The sequence below is a fragment of the Streptomyces sp. genome, from assembly GCF_035563135.1.
In the GTDB taxonomy this organism is placed as follows: Bacteria; Actinomycetota; Actinomycetes; order Streptomycetales; family Streptomycetaceae; genus Streptomyces.
On the sequence record NZ_DATMVN010000641.1, the window covers coordinates 1 to 17,156 of the forward strand.

The 17,156-nt window shown below is 72.2% G+C and carries 15 protein-coding genes; 13 read left to right on the forward strand and 2 right to left on the reverse strand.

The features are described 5' to 3' along the window. The 10 genes from VN520_RS28700 to VN520_RS28745 form a co-directional block, all read left to right on the forward strand. The coding region (locus VN520_RS28700; RefSeq protein ID WP_325749865.1) for an SDR family oxidoreductase at positions 1 to 1,964 on the forward strand (1,964 nt) is incomplete at its 5' end. Positions 1,965 to 2,011: 47 nt separating this feature from the next. Beyond that, positions 2,012 to 3,604 (forward strand): fatty acid--CoA ligase, encoded by a 1,593-nt coding sequence (locus VN520_RS28705; RefSeq protein WP_414719976.1) that lies wholly within the window; start codon positions 2,012 to 2,014, stop codon positions 3,602 to 3,604. 40 nt (positions 3,605 to 3,644) lie between these two features. Then, complete coding sequence (locus VN520_RS28710) at positions 3,645 to 4,745, forward strand: LLM class flavin-dependent oxidoreductase (protein ID WP_325749867.1); 1,101 nt, start codon at positions 3,645 to 3,647, stop codon at positions 4,743 to 4,745. A gap of 20 nt (positions 4,746 to 4,765) precedes the next feature. Next, positions 4,766 to 5,533, forward strand: a complete 768-nt coding sequence (locus VN520_RS28715; RefSeq protein ID WP_325749879.1) for a thioesterase II family protein — start codon at positions 4,766 to 4,768, stop codon at positions 5,531 to 5,533. Between the two features lie 162 nt (positions 5,534 to 5,695). After that, positions 5,696 to 6,655: a diacylglycerol/lipid kinase family protein gene (locus tag VN520_RS28720; protein WP_325749868.1), complete on the forward strand. Its 960-nt coding sequence runs from the start codon at positions 5,696 to 5,698 to the stop codon at positions 6,653 to 6,655. A gap of 96 nt (positions 6,656 to 6,751) precedes the next feature. Beyond that, the gene (locus VN520_RS28725) at positions 6,752 to 7,120 is read left to right on the forward strand and encodes a nuclear transport factor 2 family protein (protein WP_325749869.1); all 369 of its coding nucleotides are present in this window, start codon (positions 6,752 to 6,754) and stop codon (positions 7,118 to 7,120) included. A gap of 94 nt (positions 7,121 to 7,214) precedes the next feature. Further along, positions 7,215 to 8,774 (forward strand): MmgE/PrpD family protein, encoded by a 1,560-nt coding sequence (locus tag VN520_RS28730; RefSeq protein WP_325749870.1) that lies wholly within the window; start codon positions 7,215 to 7,217, stop codon positions 8,772 to 8,774. A 111-nt stretch (positions 8,775 to 8,885) separates the two neighbouring features. Next, positions 8,886 to 10,091, forward strand: a complete 1,206-nt coding sequence (locus tag VN520_RS28735; protein ID WP_325749871.1) for a cytochrome P450 — start codon at positions 8,886 to 8,888, stop codon at positions 10,089 to 10,091. A 44-nt stretch (positions 10,092 to 10,135) separates the two neighbouring features. Then, positions 10,136 to 11,602 (forward strand): MFS transporter, encoded by a 1,467-nt coding sequence (locus tag VN520_RS28740; RefSeq protein ID WP_325749872.1) that lies wholly within the window; start codon positions 10,136 to 10,138, stop codon positions 11,600 to 11,602. A gap of 36 nt (positions 11,603 to 11,638) precedes the next feature. Then, positions 11,639 to 12,469, forward strand: coding sequence for an alpha/beta hydrolase (locus VN520_RS28745; protein ID WP_325749873.1), 831 nt, complete (start codon positions 11,639 to 11,641; stop codon positions 12,467 to 12,469). Positions 12,470 to 12,528: 59 nt separating this feature from the next. On the opposite strand, the gene VN520_RS28750 is transcribed toward VN520_RS28745, so the two are convergent. After that, on the reverse strand, positions 12,529 to 13,176 hold the full coding sequence (locus tag VN520_RS28750; RefSeq protein ID WP_325749874.1) for a ScbR family autoregulator-binding transcription factor: 648 nt from the start codon (positions 13,174 to 13,176) through the stop codon (positions 12,529 to 12,531). Between the two features lie 232 nt (positions 13,177 to 13,408). Here VN520_RS28750 and VN520_RS28755 point away from each other — a divergent pair, with 232 nt between their 5' ends. Further along, on the forward strand, positions 13,409 to 14,416 hold the full coding sequence (locus tag VN520_RS28755; RefSeq protein ID WP_325749875.1) for a ScbA/BarX family gamma-butyrolactone biosynthesis protein: 1,008 nt from the start codon (positions 13,409 to 13,411) through the stop codon (positions 14,414 to 14,416). 16 nt (positions 14,417 to 14,432) lie between these two features. On the opposite strand, the gene VN520_RS28760 is transcribed toward VN520_RS28755, so the two are convergent. Further along, complete coding sequence (locus VN520_RS28760) at positions 14,433 to 15,050, reverse strand: TetR/AcrR family transcriptional regulator (RefSeq protein WP_325749876.1); 618 nt, start codon at positions 15,048 to 15,050, stop codon at positions 14,433 to 14,435. A gap of 95 nt (positions 15,051 to 15,145) precedes the next feature. Here VN520_RS28760 and VN520_RS28765 point away from each other — a divergent pair, with 95 nt between their 5' ends. After that, complete coding sequence (locus tag VN520_RS28765) at positions 15,146 to 16,360, forward strand: oxidoreductase (RefSeq protein ID WP_325749877.1); 1,215 nt, start codon at positions 15,146 to 15,148, stop codon at positions 16,358 to 16,360. Then, entirely contained in the window at positions 16,357 to 17,046 is a 690-nt protein-coding gene (locus VN520_RS28770; RefSeq protein ID WP_325749878.1) for an HAD-IB family hydrolase, read from the forward strand. The genes VN520_RS28765 and VN520_RS28770 overlap by 4 nt, the downstream gene beginning before the upstream one ends. Positions 17,047 to 17,156: the final 110 nt, after the last annotated feature.

Genomic DNA, 17,156 nt, shown 5'->3' on the forward strand with positions numbered 1-17,156 from the left:
CCATGTCCGCCGAGCGGATGCGGGCCGAGTGCGAGGACAACTACCGCGAACTGCTGGCCCTGATCACCGCGATGGACGCGGCCGGACAGCCCCGGCCGCCCCGGCTGTGGCTGGTGACCGAGGGTGCCCAGGGGCTCCCGGGCGACCCGGCCGGCGACGGCGGGCACCTCGCCGCCGCGACCCTGTGGGGCTTCGGACGGGTGCTGCTCACCGAGTACCCGCAGTACCGCGCCACCCTCGTCGACCTCGCACCGGGCAGCGACCTCGAACCGCTGCTCGCGGAGTGGACGGCCGAGACCCCGGGGGAGTACCAGGTCGCCCACCGGCCCGGCAGGCGCTACGTCCGCCGGCTCCTCGCCGGTGACGCGACGCTCACCTGGAACGGCGGCTACGAGCTGCGCGCCCCCGACTCCGGTGACCTCTCCGACCTGGCGCTGGTGCCCGCCGCGGACCGCGCGCCGGACGCCGACGAGGTCCAGGTCGAGGTCCGCGCCGTCGCCCTGACCGACCAGGACGCCCGGACCGCGCTGGACACCGGGCGCGCCGAACGGGAGGAGGAGGAGCCCCCGCCCGTGCTGGGCACCCGGGCCACCGGCATCGTGCGCGCGGCGGGCGAGGGGGCCGGGTTCAGCGAAGGGGACGAGGTCCTCGTACGCCATGACGGGACCCTGCGCTCCACGCTCACCGTCCCGTCCGCGTCGGTCGTGCTCGCGCCGCACTCCGGCCCGCACGACGGGAGCCGGTACTTCCGCCTGGACGAGACGGGCGAGGCCCTGCGCACCGCCCTCACCGACCCGGCCGCCGAGGTGTGGCTGGACCTGCCGGGCACGCACGCCGACGAGCCGGCCGCACCCGCGGCGGACGACGGGGCCGGCTCCGCCGTCCGCCCCGACCGCACCTACATCGTCACCGGCGGTCTCGGCGGCCTCGGCCTCGTCACGGCCCGCAAGCTCGTGGCTCTGGGGGCCCGGCACCTGACCCTGGTCAGCCGGGGCGGAAAGCCGACCGAGGAGGCCGGGCCGGTCCTGGCGGAGCTTGCCGAGAACGCCGAACTCGCCCTCGTACGGGCCGACGTGAGCCTTCCCGAGGGCGTGCGCGCGCTGGTGGACGAGGTGGCGGCCGGACCGTACCCGGTCGGCGGCCTGGTCCACGCGGCCGGTTCCTACGACAAGAAGCTGATCGCCGAGCTGACCTGGGAGTCCATCGACGCCCAGCTCGCCGCGAAGGCGTACGGCGGCTGGCTGCTGCACGAGGCCGCGCAGAGCTCCTTCCCGGAGCTGGAGTTCTTCGTGACGTACTCGTCGATCGCCTCCGTCCTCGGCGGCGCCACCCAGGGGCACTACGCGGCGGCCAGCGCCGGCCTCGACAGCCTCGCCGAGTGGCGCACCCGCCGGGGTCTGCCGGGGCTCTCCGTCAACTGGGGCGCCTGGGCCAGGGTCGGTATGTCCGCCCGTCTGGAGGAGCACCTCAGCCGCGAGATCGAACGCAGCGGCGTCCGCTTCTTCTCGCCGGCCCGGGCCCTGGACACCCTGGCCAGGCTGTGGGGCGGCCGCCCGCGCACCCAGCGGGTGGTGGGCGAGTTCGACTGGGACCGCTACGTGGCCGGCAGCGCCACCGGCGACCAGTTCTACGACCGCCTCGCGCGCCAGGACGCCACCGCCGACGACGGCTTCGACGCCGCCTCGCTCGGTGCCCTGCCCGCACCGGAGCGCAGGGCCCTGATCACCCAGGTGGTCCGGGACAAGGTCGTCGCCGTCCTGCAGATGGATGCCGACGACGAGCTGGACGAGTCGGCCGAGTTCGTCTCGCTCGGCCTGGACTCACTGATGGCCCAGAACGTCAAGTCCGGTCTGGAGCAGGTGTTCCGGCTGCCGCTGGCCGCCTCGATCACCTTCGACCAGCCGACGGTGCGGCAGCTCGCCGCCTTCCTCGACGGGCAACTGTGCCCGGTCCCCACGGCATGACCCCGCACGACTCGTCCCGGACGAACGGGGAGGACCCCATGACCACCATGACCATCGCGGACAACGCCAGTTGGACGCTCAACCACGCCGCCCGCGCCCACGCCGGCAGCCGCCCGCACCACGCGGCGATCGTCTGCGAGGGCCGGATCACCACCTACGCCAAGCTGCACCGGGAGAGCAACCGCGCAGCCCACGCCCTGCGCACCAGTGGTGTGCGGCGCGGCGACCGGGTCGCCTACCTGGGGCGCGAGTCGGAGAACTACTACCTGGTGATCCTCGCCTGCGCCAAGATCGGCGCGGTCCTGGTCCCGGTCAACTGGCGGCTCACCCCGGACGAGGTCGACCACATCCTGCGCGACTCGGGCGCCGTCCTGGTCTTCGTCGACGACGAGTTCTGGGACACCGCCGCCAAGGTCCGCCCCCACCTGCCCGAGTTCCACACGGTGATCCGTATCGACGGCACCGACACCGACGGGGAGCCGGCCCGCGGCGCCGGGCTGCCCGCCTGGTACGCGAGCCGGCCGGACACCGAGCTGGAGGTCGGCACCGGGCCCGACGACCCGGTCGTGCAGATCTACACCAGCGGTACCACCGGACTGCCCAAGGGGGCCGTGCTCGCCCACCGCAGCTTCTTCACCCTGCCGCAGGCGATGCGCGAACACGGCGCCGCCTGGATCGACTGGCTGCCCGAGGACGTCGCCCTGATCTCCCTGCCGGGCTTCGGTATCGCGGGCATCGGCTGGTTCATGCACACGTTCAACGCCGGCGGCACCAGTGTGATCATGCCCCAGTTCGATCCGCAGGAGGCGGTGCGGCTGATCCGTACCCACCGGGTCACCACCACCTTCGCCGCGCCGGCCATGCTCCAGATGATGGCGGGTGAACGGACCGCGGGTCCGGACGCGTTCGTCTCCCTGCGCAAGGTCTGCTACGGGGCCGCCCCGATGTCCGAGACGCTGCTGAAGCAGTGCCTGGAGACGTTCGACTGCGAGTTCGCACAGATCTACGCCAGCACGGAGACCGGCAGCGTGGCCGTGTGCCTGCCTCCCGAGGACCACTACCCGGGCAGCCCGGTCCTGGAGTCCGTCGGCAGGCCCTGCCCCGGCAACGAGGTGAAGGTGATCGGCCCGGACGGCGTCGGACTGCCGCCCGGAGCCATCGGCCAGATCTGTGTCCGGGCGCCCTCCCGGATGCTCGGCTACTGGAACCTCCCGGAAGCCACCGGCCGCACCCTGGTGGGGGAGTGGCTGCACATGGGGGACGCCGGCTACCTCGACGAGGACGGCTATCTCTACCTCTGCGACCGCATGAACGACACCATCATCGTCGCCGGGCAGAACATCTACCCGGCCGAGGTCGAGAAGGCGCTCGCCGCGCACCCGGCCGTCGCGGACTCCGCCGTCGTCGGGCTGCCCGACCCGCACTGGGGCGAGGCGGTGCACGCCGCGGTGGTCCTGCGCCCCGGCACCACCGCGACCCCCCGTGAGTTCCTGCTGTCCCTGCGGGGCCGCCTGGCCGACTACAAGATCCCCGGCGCCTACCACATCGTCGACAGCCTGCCCCGCAACCCGTCGGGCAAGATCCTGCGCCGCGCCGTGCGGCAGCAGCTCTCCGCCCCGGCACGCGACCCGCTGAGCTGAACCAGAAGTGACGGCAGAACGAAGAGAGGAAGCGGCACCCATGGACGCCGAACGGCCCGGCCCCGCCCCGGAAGGGGCGCGGACACCCGCGCGACAGGCATACGACGGCGCGGGGTCCCACCACCGCCCGCAGCCCCCCGGTGGAGCCCTGCGCATCGGAATCCTGCTCCCGACCAGGGAGCAGGCCATCAACGGCACCTACGCGGCGGCCCCCCTCCTGGACTTCGCCCGCCAGGCGGAAAGCCTCGGCTTCGACTCCCTGTGGGCCGGCGACTCCCTGACGGCGCGCCCCCGCCTCGACCCCCTCGTGGTGCTCTCCGCCGCCGCGGCCGCCACCGAGCGGATCACCGTCGGCACCGCCGCCCTCACCCCCGCCCTGCGGCACCCGCTGATCGGCGCCAACATGGTGGCGAGTCTCGGCCACGTCGCGCGGGACCGCCTGGTCCTCGGCCTCGGCTCCGGGTTCCCGATGCCCGAGACGGAGGAGGAGTTCGCCTCGGTCGGAGCCTCCTTCACGGGGCGGGTCGGCCGCCTCGACGAGATCACCGACCTCTGGCGCACCGCGTGGTCCGCGGGCGAGCCGGGCCGCCCCACCGGCTTCCAGGGCAAGTACTGGCAGGCCGACCGGCTGGACCGGCTGCCGAACCCCGCCACCCCCGGCGGCCCGCCGCTCTGGCTGGCGGGCAGCGACACGCCCAAGGTGCTCGCCCGCGCGGCCACCCGCTACGACGGCTGGCTGCCCTTCCTGCCGGACGTCGACGCGTACGGCAGGGCCTGCCGGCGGATCGCCGAACTCGCCGGCGAGGCGGGCCGCGGCCCCGGCGCCGTGACCCCCGCGCTGTACGCGACGGTCACCGTCAACAGCGACGCCACCGCGGCCAGGACCGAGCTGGAGCACTACATCAGCCACTACTACGGGCGCTCCCTGGAACAGATGTCGGCCATCCAGGCCTACGGCTGGGGCAGCGCCGAGCAGTGTGCCGAATGGCTCGGCGGCTACGTCCGCGCCGGCGCCCGGCACCTCGTCCTGCGGATCGGATCGCTCGACCCGGAGCCCCAGCTGAAGGAAGTCGCCGAGGTGCTGCTCCCCGCAGTACGTGAGATCGACCGGACCCTCACCGATGGAGGAACGAAATCGTGACCAGCGCCATAGGCATGGACATGTCCCGTACAGGCCAGTGGTTCCACCCCGTCGAGCCGTCCCCGGACGCGTCCGTACGGCTCTTCCTGCTCCCGCACGCGGGCAGCGGCGCCATCATCTACCGCGACTGGGAGAAGCTGCTCCCGGCCGACATCGCCGCTCAGGCGGTGACCCTGCCCGGCCGCCACAACCGCCGTGACGAGATCACGTACGAGGACTGGGACCCGCTGCTCGACGCCCTCCACGAAGCAGTGCTCGACGACCTCGACGACCGGCCCTTCGCCTTCTTCGGGCACTGCCTCGGCGCCCAGCTCGCTTTCCGGCTGACGACCCGTATGGAGGAGGAGGGCGGCCGTTCCCCCGTCATGATCGGCATGTCCGGCTGGTCGCCGGAGGGCTGGTACGCGCCCACCGAGGAGCAGAGCCGGATGCCGGAACCCGAACTGATCGAGTGGATCAAGCGTCTGGGGTCCTTCCCCGCCGAGGTCTACGACAACCCGGCGATGCTCGCCCTGGTCGTCCCGGCCCTGCGGGCCGACCTCAGGGTCGCCGCGCAGTACGTGGACGACAAGGCGGGGGTCCGCTGCGCACTGGCCTCCTACGGGGGCCGCTCGGACCCGCTCCAGGAGGACCCGGAGGCCATGAAGCACTGGGCGGAGCGCAGCCCGGCCTACCTCGGCCACAGCGAGTACCCGGGCGGCCACTTCTACATCGACGCCCACGCACAGGCCGTCACCATGCACTTCGCCCAGCGGTTGCAGCGGGTCGTCGCCCCGGCGGCACGCTGAGCGCCTCCCCACCCCCCCCGTCGGCGGCCGGGTCCCGGGCGTCAGCAGCACGTCAGAGCCGTGTCAGCACCCCTTGGCACAGTTGTGGAGGCCGCGCCCGACAGCTGTCCGGGCCCGGTCCCGCCACAGCCGGTGCCACCACGATCCCGAGGAGTACGCCCGATGGCAGACAACGCCACAGTCCCGGGCCCGACCCGGGCCCTGGTCCTGGCCAACCCCGCCTCCGGCAGTCACAGCCCCCGACTGGTGCGTGACGTCGCCGAGCTGTGCGCCGGCAGCCTGGAGCACGTCGAGACCCACCTCACCACGGCACCGGGGGACGCCACCGTCACCGTGCGCCGTGCCCTGGAAGGGCCGGGCCGCGCACCCGACCTGGTGGTCGTCATCGGAGGGGACGGCACCGTCCGTGAGGTGGTGCAGGGCCTGGCCTCCGCGCCCGGCCGCGCCGCGCTCGCCGTGGTGCCCGGCGGCACCGGAAACTCCGGTTACAAGATGCTGTGGGGCGAGCGCCCCTGGACCGAGTCCCTCAAAGCGGTCCTCACCGACTCCGGCGCCGGCGGCAGCGCCCGGCTGCGGCGCCTCGACCTGGCCCGCCTGGCCGAGACCCGGCAGTGCGTCTACCTGGGCGCCTGCTCCGGTGTGATCGCCGACGCGCTGATCAGGGCGCGGGAGATCCCCCTGACGGGCAGGGACCTGTACACCAAGGCGTTCGCCGACACCGCGGCCGCGTACGTCCCGTACCCGGGCCGGGTCACCGTCGACGGCCGCGTGGTGCACGAGGGGCCGACCGTCCTCGCCAACGTCGGCGGCGGCCGCTACCGGGGCGGGCGCTATCTCGTCCTGCCCGACTCGCTCCTCGACGACGGACTGCTCGACGTCTGCGTCATCGGGGACGGCGTGCCCGCCGCCGACGTCCCCGAACTCACCAGAACAGCGGCCCACATGGGACTCCCGGACACCGTCTACGCCCGCGGCCGCACCATCACCGTGGAGCGCACCGACGGACACCGGCTGCCCCTGGAGCACGACGGCGAGTACCAGCACGGCATCGGCCCGTCGGCGACCTTCGAGGTCATGCCCGGTGCCCTGGCCGTCTGGGCTCCCGCCACCGGGGAGCCCTGACCCTTCCCGGGCCTTCCGGGACCTCACGACCCTCCGCCGGGCCGGCATCCATGACGGCCCGGCAGTCACCGCAATCACAAGGAGAAGGAGACCGCCATGAGCGACCTCACCAACACCGCCACCCAGTACCTCGCCCTGTGGAACGAGACGGACGCCGACAAGCGTGCGGCGGGCATCGCCGAGCTCTTCACGCCGGACGCCCCGTACATCGACCCGCTCGTCGCCGTCGAGGGACACGACGGTTTCGGGGCCGTGATCGCCGGTGCGCAGGAGCAGTTCAAGGGGCTCTCCTTCGAGCTGCACGGAGCGGTGGACACCCACCACAACATCGCCCGTTTCCAGTGGGGCCTGGTGACCGAGCCGGGCGCCGAGCCCGTCGCGATCGGCTTCGACGTCCTCGTCACCGGTGACGACGGCCGCATCAAGGGTGTCTTCGGGTTCCTGGACAAGGTCCCCGGCGCCTGATCCGCACGCGTGGCGGGCGGGGGCACCGGGAGAGCCGGAACCCCCGCCCGCCGTGTCCCATCCGCGTCCTCCCGTAGAGAAGGTATGTCGCGCCATGACGGCTGCTGTACTCAGCGAAAGCGTGGCCAGGGCCCTGTGCGAGCAGTGGGAGAGCCAGGCGCGGTCGACCCGCTCCCGCCCGCCCTCGGACACACCGCTGCGCGAACTGTCCCACTGGGCCGCGAACCTGCGTCCCGAGCACATTCCCTGCCGCGTCCTCAAGCTCGCGGCCAGCCAGGTGCTGTCCCAGATCGCCTCGATCCGGGCCGGCCTCGAACACCCGCTGGGACGCCGCCTGGTGGCGGCCTTCGGCCACCCCATGCAGCGCGACCCGCGCACCGCGGCGAGTGTCTTCGCCGCCCTCGGCTCCTGGCTCAACCTCGACGACACCGCCTACGCCGGCCACCTGTCCAACTCCACCGTCGCCGTGCCCCTGGCCTTCGCGTACGCCCGCCAGCTCGACGGGCTCTCCCTGCTGACCGCGGTCGTCGCGGCCAACGAGTGCGCGGCCCGCATCACCGCCTCCGCCACCCTCGGCCCGCTGCGCGGGCAGAGCGCCGTGCACACCCACCTGGCCGGTGCGGTGGCCGGCCGGCTGCACTGCGACCGGGCCCCGGCGGACCAGTGGGAGAACGCCCTGGGGCTCGCGTTCGCCATGCCCAACTGGCCGCTGATGCGCGCCTTCCTGGCCAGCGACGCCCGCCTGTTCAACACCTTCACGCCGGTACGCACCGCGATGGACGCCTGTGACGCGGCCGCCGCCGGACTGCGCGGCGCACCCGACATCATCGAGCACCAGGACGGCTTCCTCGCCCGGTTCGCGACGGTTCCGCTGCCCCAGGCGGTGGCGAAGGGGCTCGGCCGGCGCTGGCACACCGAGACCCTCTCCTTCAAGATGCACCCCGGCGGCCCCGGCATCGACGCGGCCGTGGACTGCGCCGCCGAGATCCACCGCGAACTCGGCCCGCTGCGCCCGGAGGACGTGCGGGAGGTCGTCGTGGAGGCGTCCTTGTACACGCTGTTCGCCGGGGAGCGCGCGGCCCGGTACGTCGACGGCCCCCGCTCCCCGCTGGGCGCACTCGTGCTCGACGTTCCCTATCCGGTCGCCACCACCCTGCTGACCGGTGAGTTCTCCGTGGAGGACTTCTCCGCGCCGCAGCTGGACGACCCCGTGCGCTGGTCGCTGGCCGGCCGGGTGCGGCTGGAGCACGACACGGCGATGACCCGTGAACTCTTCGTGTCCGACGCGCCGTTCGGTGAGGCGGTGCGCGAGGCGGGACCTCTGGCCACCCCGTGGCTGCGCGGCTTCGGCGGCGACGAGCTCGTCGACCTCGTGGGCAGCCTGGAGGCCGGCGGCCGGGACTTCTCCCGCTCCACCAAGGCCACCGGTGCCCGGGTCGTCGTACGGCTGACGGACGGCCGGACCATCTCCCGTTCCCGTCTGATCCCGCTCGGTGCCGCGGGCCCCGACACCCGCTCCCGGCACTCCCAGATGGTCCAGGAGAAGTTCCTGTCCGTGGGCGGGCCGCGCCGGGTGGCCGACACCGTGGAGCGGTTGCACCGCATGCGCAAGGGGGGCGTGCGCCGTTGGATAGAAGCTGCCTTCCTCGACTGAGCGGAAGGACACGCAGAGAACGGAGGCGGTCATTCCCGCGTCAGGTACACGTCAGGGCGTCAAGGAAGAGTAGGTGAGGAAGTGCATCCGACTCGCAGAGGGGTTCCTCCCATGTCGCTCGACGCTCAGACCCGTGTGCTGGACTGGCCGTTCGCCCGGACCGAGGAGGGTGAGCCCCCGCTGATCCTGGACGAGCTGCGCAAGGCTCCGCCCTGCGCCGTACGCATCCCGGCGGGCGCCGCCGAGTCGCGGCTGGCCTGGCTGGTGACCCGGTACGCCGACGTGCGTCAGGCCCTGTCCGACCCCCGGCTCAGCGCCGACGAGCGCCTGCCCGGCGCGCCGGTGCGCATCCAGTTACCGCCGGGCAGCAACCCGAGCTCGTTCCTGCGCCTGGACGACCCCGAGCACGCCCGGCTGCGCGGGCTGATCCAGACCGAGTTCACCATGCGCAGGGTGCGCGGGCTCAAGGAGCCGGTGCAGCGGCTCATCGACGACCTCCTCGACCGGTTCGAGGACCTCGAGAAGCCGGCGGACCTGCACGCGGCGTTCTCGCAGACCCTGCCGACACTGGTCATCGCCCGGCTGCTGGGGGTCCCGGACGAGGACTCCCCGTTCTTCGTCGAGAAGACCAGGGTCGTCATCTCCCAGGAGGACCCGGCGGCGGCGTACGCGGCGTACGTGGAGATGTCCGGCTACCTCGCCGAGCTGGCCCGCCGCAAGACGCAGCGGCCCGAGGACGACCTGATCAGCCGGCTGGCCGTGCACCACGCGAGCGGTGCGATCACTTTGGACGAGCTCGTCGGCATCGCCCGGCTGGTGCTGGTGGCAGGCCACGAGACGACCACGAACCAGATAGCCCTCAACGTCCTGGGGCTGCTGCGGGACGACAGCCTGTTCGCCAAGGTCGCCGCCGACGACGGCGCACTCATCCCGCAGTACGTCGAGGAGTCGATGCGCTACTGGTCGATCTCGCAGGACGCGATACTCCGCCAGGCACTGGAGGACTTCGACCTCGGCGGGGTGCCGGTCGCCAAGGGGGACGCGGTGGTCATCTCCATTCCCGCGGGCAACCACGACGAGTCGGTGTTCGCCTGCCCCCATGCCATCGACCTGGACCGGGACACCAGCGGCCACCTCCAGTGGGGTTACGGCCCGCACTACTGCCAGGGCGCTCCGCTCGCGCGGATGGAGATGGAACTCTCCCTGCGCACCCTGCTGCGGCGCTTCCCCGCCCTCCGGCTGGCGGCCGAGCCGAGCGCGGTCTTCCGCCGGGGCACCGTCTTCCACGGGGTGACCCGTCTCCCCGTGACCTGGTGACCGAGAAACACGAAACACGGAAACAACACAGGAGAGCAGTCGGAATGACCTCTGAAGCAAGCCCGGACCTCATCGCCGAGGAGCGTGGACGGGCCACTCCGGCGCCGGCCGCCGCCCCCTCGGCCGGTGCCCTCGTCGTGGTGCTGGTGGGCACCTTCATCACCGTTCTCGACTTCTTCATCGCCAACGTGGCGGTTCCGGCCATCCGGTCGGACCTGCAGGCCGGCGCGGCCCAGGCCCAGCTGATCGTCGTCGGCTACGGGGTCGCCTTCACGGCGGGTCTCATCACCGGCGGCCGGCTCGGTGACATGTACGGCCGCCGGAAGATGTTCTTCCTCGGCATGACACTGTTCATGATCGCCTCGGCGGCCTGCGCCTTCGCACCGACGATCACCGTCCTGGTGGTCGCCCGCATCGCCCAGGGCGCGAGCGCCGCGCTGATGGTCCCCCAGGTCCTCGGCATCATCGGCACGGTCTACACCGGTGCCGCCCGCGACCGGGCCTTCAACACCTACGGTCTGGTCATCGGGCTGGCGGGCGTCTTCGGCCAGTTCATCGGCGGAGCCCTGATCAGCGTCGACGTGGCGGGTCTGAGCTGGCGGACCATCTTCCTGATCAACGTCCCGCTGTGCCTGGTCTCGCTGGCCTTCGTCAAGCGCACGATCCCCGAGTCGCGCGGCACCGGCGGGACCCGGCTCGACCTGACCGGCGCCCTGCTGGTCACCGTTTCCCTGGCGCTCGTCGTGTTCGCGCTCCTGGAGGGCCAGGAGCGGGACTGGCCGGTGTGGGTCTGGGGGTGCCTGGCCGGGGCCGCCGTCCTGGTCACGGTGACCGTCCGGCATCTGCGCCGGCGGGCCGCGGCCGGCACGGGGCCGCTGATCGAGCCCGCGCTGTTCCGGGTGCGGCTCTTCACGGTGGGCCTGGCCGCCACGGTCGTCTACTTCCTCGCGATGGGCTCGTTCTTCTTCATCCTCGCCCTCTACCTCCAGCAGGGCATGGGCCTGTCGCCGCTGGAGTCCGGCCTCGTCTTCCTCGCGGTGGGTGCCGGTTACTTCGGTGCCTCGCTGGTGTCGGCGCGGTTCGCCGGCAAGCTGTCCGCCCGGACGGTGGCCTGCGGTCCGCTGACCCTCGCGGCCGGTTACACCGCGATCGCCTTCACGGCGAACGGGCTCGGTCCGGAGGGGAACGTGCTCTGGCTGCTGCCGATGCTGCTCGTCGCCGGGCTGGGCATGGGCCTGACCACCGGTCCGCTGACCAACCTGGTGCTGGGCGCGGCCGTACCCGAGCACGCCGGCTCCGCGTCGGGGCTGCTGAACACCGCCCAGGAGGGCGGGGCGGCCCTCGGCGTGGTGGTCGCCGGATCGGTCTTCTTCCCGGCGCTCGCCCATGCGGGCCGCTCCGCCGACGCCTATCCGGACGCGTTCGCGACCACGCTCGTCCCGCTCGTCGCCCTCGGCCTCGCCGCCGCGGCCCTGGTGCTGTTCGCGCCCGGACGCGCAGCGCGCGGCTGACGCGTCCCACCCGCCCCTCGGAGGAAGGAAACGCCCATGCCGTACGTCACGACCCGGGACGACACCCGGCTCCACTACAAGGACTGGGGTGCCGGACGCCCTGTCGTCCTGCTGGGCACCGCCATGATGGACTCCCGCATGTGGGAGTTCCAGGCACCCTTCCTCGCCGGGCGCGGACTGCGCTGCGTCACCTACGACCGGCGTGGCTGCGGGCGTTCGGACGCCCCCTGGGACGGCTACGACTACGACACCCTCGCAGACGACCTCGCCGACCTCATCGGCCATCTCGACCTGCGGGACGCGGTGCTGGTGGGGTACGCGGTCGGCGGCGGGGAGGCCGTGCGCTACCTGTCCCGGTACGGCGCGGGCCGGGTGGCGAAGCTGGCACTGGTCGCCTCCACGACTCCGTTCCTGCTGCGGACCGAGGACAACGCGGACGGGCTCGACATCGCCCTCTTCGACGAGATGGCCGAGGCCATCCGGCGGGACAGGGCCCAGTGGCTGAGCGACTGCACCGTCCCGTTCTTCGGCGGCCCGGACGCGGATCCGGCCGCACTGCCGGTCTCGTCCGAACTGGCACGCTGGCTGGTGAGCACCGGCCTGGAGGCCTCACCGCGGGCCGGGACCGAGATCTACCGCACCCTGTTCACCACCGACCAGCGCGCGGAGACCGCTGCGGTCACCGTGCCCACGCTCGTCGTCCACGGCACCGCGGACCTCGCGGCGCCCTACGCCCTCTGCGGCCCCCGGACGGCGGAACTCGTCGAGGGCAGCCGGTTCATACCGTACGAGGGTGCTCCGCACGGCCTGTTCGCCACCCATGCCGATCGGCTCAACGAGGACCTGCTGGCCTTCGTCAAGGAGTGACGGCCGCGCCCGTCCCGCGCCGGACTGCCCGGCCCCTCAGGGGCCGGGCAGTCCGGCGTTCAGTGCAACGGCACGAAGGCGTCGATGATCTCCTCCACGCGCTCCACCACGTCCTCGCGGTCGTTGAGCACCCAGGAGATGTGCTGCGCGCCGAACACGGCGGCGCCGAGCGCGCGCGCCATGGCCTCCGGATCGGTGTCCTCGGGAAGGCTTCCCGCCGTGCGGCACTTGCCCAGGAGTTCGGCCAGCACCTCCAGCGTCCCCACGTACGGCACCGGCAGCTCGGCCTTGATGTAGGGCCGCTCGATCTGCAGCCGGGCCCCGGCGTGGACGAAGATGTCCTCGCGGAAGGCCCGGGCGAGACGTCTCACGACCTCCACGAAGGTCGAGGGCGATGCGGGATCACCGTGTTCCAGAGCGCCGTTGACGGTCTGCTGCATGCGCCGGTAGAACTCCTCCAGCACCGCGACGGCGAGCGCCTCCTTGTTCGGGAAGTGGAAGTAGACGGCTCCCTTGGTCAGGTCGGCACCGTCGGCGATGTCCTTGATGGTGACCCGGGGAAAGCCCTCGGTGGCGAACGCCGCCGCGGCGGCGTTGAGGATCGTGCCGCGGGTGCGGATGGCGCGTTCCTGCTTGAGGTGCGAAGTGTCGTCGAAGGAGGTGCCTGCGGAGAGGCGGGCCCGTGGTTCATTGCGCTCGTTGCTCATGACGTCCATATCGTGCTGCGCCGGTTTGCTAGCTTCTGACCGTCCCCAACCCCCCTGCTGCCGTGAGCAGTTCACCCATGGAAGCGCACCGCGTCGAGCCTTGCAATATACCTTCGCGCAGGTATATTAATGACGCGCAGAGAGAAGCTTCGCACGTCTGTTCGCTCGCATGGTTACTCCAGCCGAGAGGCGAGGTATTCAGATGTCTGTCGTACTCGATGATTCTAGGATCATGAACGCGTCATCCGTAGGTGCCGCGGTCGAAGTACTCAGTTTCCTCCAGCCCGTCACGCGCGAACTCGTGCACCGCAGTTCCATCGCCGAGGTGTTCGTCACCGGGGGTGTCCGTACCGGTACGGACACGTTCTCGGTGGGGGCCCAGTGGCCGCGGGACCACGCGCTGTACCACCCGGACGAGAACGGACTGAACGATCCGCTGCTGTTCGCGGAGACGCTGCGCCAGGCCCACTTCTACGGGGCGCACACGTACTTCGGTGTACCTGTCGGATCCCGCTTCATCGGTCAGGACGTGAGCTTCGACATCACGGACCCGGCCGCGCTCCGTGTCGGGTCCGCACCGCTGGCGGTGGTCCTGCACGGCACGTGGACCGAGGAGCGGGACCGGCGGGGGCGGGCGGCCGGGGCCCGCCTGGAGGTGACGCTCACGGTCGACGGCCGCCCCTGTGGGCGCGGCCACACCCGGGGGCTCATGCTGGACGACCGGCGCTACGGACTCTTACGGGGGCGTCCGGCCGCGTGCGACGAGGAGGTCCCGCCTCATCCCGCCCCGGACGCCAGGATCGCACGGCCGAGCCGGGTGGGCCGGCTGCGCTGGAAGGACTGCGTACTGGAACGGGACCGGCCCGACCAGCAGTGGGGGCTGCGGGTCGACCGCGATCACGCGGTCCTGTTCGACCACCCCACCGATCACGTGCCGCTGATGGTCATGCTGGAGGGCTTCCGGCAGTTCGGCCATCTCACCGTCCATGAGGCGTCCCGAAGAACCTGCGCCGGACGGGCCTTCGCCCTGGCCGGCCTCTCCCTGGACTGCGCCGCTTTCGGCGAGTTGGGAGAAAAGATCCTTCTGGACCTGGAGGAGGGCCCGTCCGACGGCGTGCCGTCCGACGAGTACACCCTGCGCGTCGCGGCCCGCCAGGGTGAGAAACTGCTGGCCTGCGCCGACATGACCTGGAAGTTCGTGGGCAGCCGCGCCCCCTGGTCGCGGTTCGCCTCCTGGTGACCTGCTGACGGCCCGGTCATGGCCTGTCCCGGTGCGCGGGGGTGTCGTCGAGCGCCTGGGACAGGGCCTCCCACATCGTGTCGACGACTTCGCCGGGGCCCGCGCGCCCGCGGCCGGCGGCGGAGCCGGTCTCCGTCAGGAACGCACCGAAGAGCGCGGCCACGATGAGGTCGGCCAGGGGGACCGTGGGGACCGAGGCGTTCCAGTGGCCCGCTTTCTGGGTCTCGCGCACCAGGTGGAGGACGAGGCCGTGTGTCTCCGTCAGCAGGGGAATCGGCCTGGCGGCCGAGCGGGAGGTCTCCGCCGACAGCCGCAACGCGGCGAGGGCCCGCGCATCCGTACCGAAGAGCCGTCCGAGGCCGAGGATGAGGGAGCGCAGGCGGCTCAGCGCCGGGTGGGCTGAGACCCTGGCCTCGGCGAGCAGTTCCCCCAGGGCGCTGGACAAGTGATCGTCCAGCGCGACGGCCAGGTCCTCCTTGGTCGCGAAATGACCGTACAGCGCGCCCTTCGTCAGTCTGATGCGGTCCGCGATGTTCTGCAGGTTCGCGTTCGCGTATCCGTACCGCGCGAACTCGTGGGCAGCCGCGTCGAGTACGCGGTCGTACGTCCGCAGGGCACGTGCCTGTTTGGGCATGACGCTCCCCTTCTGTGCCGGCTCCGGAGCGGGACCGAAGTGCAAAAAAATACGTTCCTGAACGAATTCTATTCATCGAATGAGGTGCTCGCCAGATGTTGCAGTGTCACAATCGGACGGACGATCAGGCCGAAGAGATCTCGCCGGTGCTGCCGGTGGCCGTCCTGGCCGCGGCCCGGAGCGCGGCCACCCACGCCATGGTCGCCGACGAGGCCCGCAGGCTCGGCGACGAGACCGTCGCACTCCTGACCCACGCCGGCTTCGCACGCCACTTCGTACCCCGCGCCTGGGGCGGCACGGAAGGAACGTTCGGGAGCCTGGTCGCGGCGGCCGCCTCGGTGGGGGAGGGGTGCGCCTCGGCGGCCTGGTGCGCGGTCCTGTGGGCGGCCCACAGCCGATTCGCGGCGTACCTCCCGCACGAAGGCCAGCGCGACCTGTGGTCGGCCGGCCCGGACGCCCGGATCTGCGCCTCGGTCAGGCCGTCGGGCGAGGCGCGCCGGCTGCCGTCAGGCCGGCTGCTGAGCGGCGAGTGGGAATGCGTCAGCGGGGTGGACTTCGCGGACTGGCTCCTGGTGTGCGTGCCTGAGCCCGACGCGGACGGTGCGGCGGGTCTGCGCATGTGCGCGGTGCCGAAGAGCGACTTCCTCGTGCGTGAATCCTGGAACAGCAGCGGAATGCGCGGCACCGGCAGCCACACCGCGGTGCTCGAGAGCGTCTTCGTACCGGACCACCGCAGCTTCCCCATGACGGATCTGCTGGCCGGTACACCCGGCCCGGGACGTTCGCGGTGCCACACCGTCCCCGCCCACCTCGCCGGCGGCCTCCTCTTCTGCGCCCCGGCGCTCGGGGCGGCCCGTGGCGCACTGGCCGCGTGGTCGGTCTGGGCGGCCCGGACCCAGGCCCGGGGGCTTCCGCAGCACGACGGCAGCCGCCTGCACCACGCCCTGGCCCGCTCGGCCGACGACATCGAGACCGCTGAGCTCCTCCTCCTGGACGCGGCCAGATGCGCCGACACGGGCACCCGCGCCGAGAGCGACGTCCTCAGGAACAGACGAAGATCCGCCGCCGCCGTCGATCTGCTCGTGGACGGCGTCGAACGCCTCTTCCGGACCGCCGGCGTGAGCGCCTGCGGCGGACCGGGCCTGATCGAACGCAGCTGGCGGGACATCCACACGGTCGCCGCCCACCAGATGCTCCGCAGGGAGGCGGCGGCCATGGTCTACGCGGCATCCGTCTTCTCCTCGCTCACCGACCACGACTCCCTGGCCGCTGTCAGGCCTACGGCACTGCAGGAGGTATCCGCGTCATGACCACCGAACCGCTGGGCCCGCAGAACGGCACCCCGCCCGCCTACCTGGTGTTCTGCGACGTCGACGACACGCTCATCCGCTGCCGGAGCGGAGTGGAGTTCCTCCGCCACTACGCCGGGTTCCGGCACGGGGCCGAGGGCACGAGGACCACCGACGAACTCCTCGCGGACCTCTACGCGCGGATGGCCCGGGGCATGTCACGGGAGGAGGCCAACCGGGAGTACCACCGGGCCTTCAGACGCAGTCCGGTCGCCGAGGTCGAGGACGAGGCCGGCCGATGGTACGGGCAACGCAGCCGGGCCGAGGACTTCTACATCACCGGGACGGTCGACGCCCTCCGCCGGCACCGGGCCGCGGGCGCGGCCGTGGCACTGGTCTCCGGTTCGTTCCCCCCGCTGATACCCCATGTCGCGAAGGCGGTCGGGGCGCAGTACGTGCTCGGGGCCAGGCTCGAACGGTGCGGCCGCTTCCTGACCGGTGAGCTGCTGGGCCGGCCCGCCATCGGAGAGGGCAAGTGCGTGCTGGTACGCGAACTCCTCGACCGCCACCCGCACATCGACCCCGAGGACTGCTACGCGTACGGGGACCACTCCTCCGACCTGCCCATGCTGCACATGGTCGGGCACGCGGCACTGGTGACCCCGGACGGGTCGCACACCCCCCTGAATCCGGCGGTCGTGGCCTGACACGCCCGCCCCGTCGCCGGGCCGCCCCCCACCCGGCCCCGGGGCACGTGTCCCGTCGCCGGGCGGGGGACGCGAGTCCCGGGCCCCGGCACCGCGGGCAACGGCGGGCC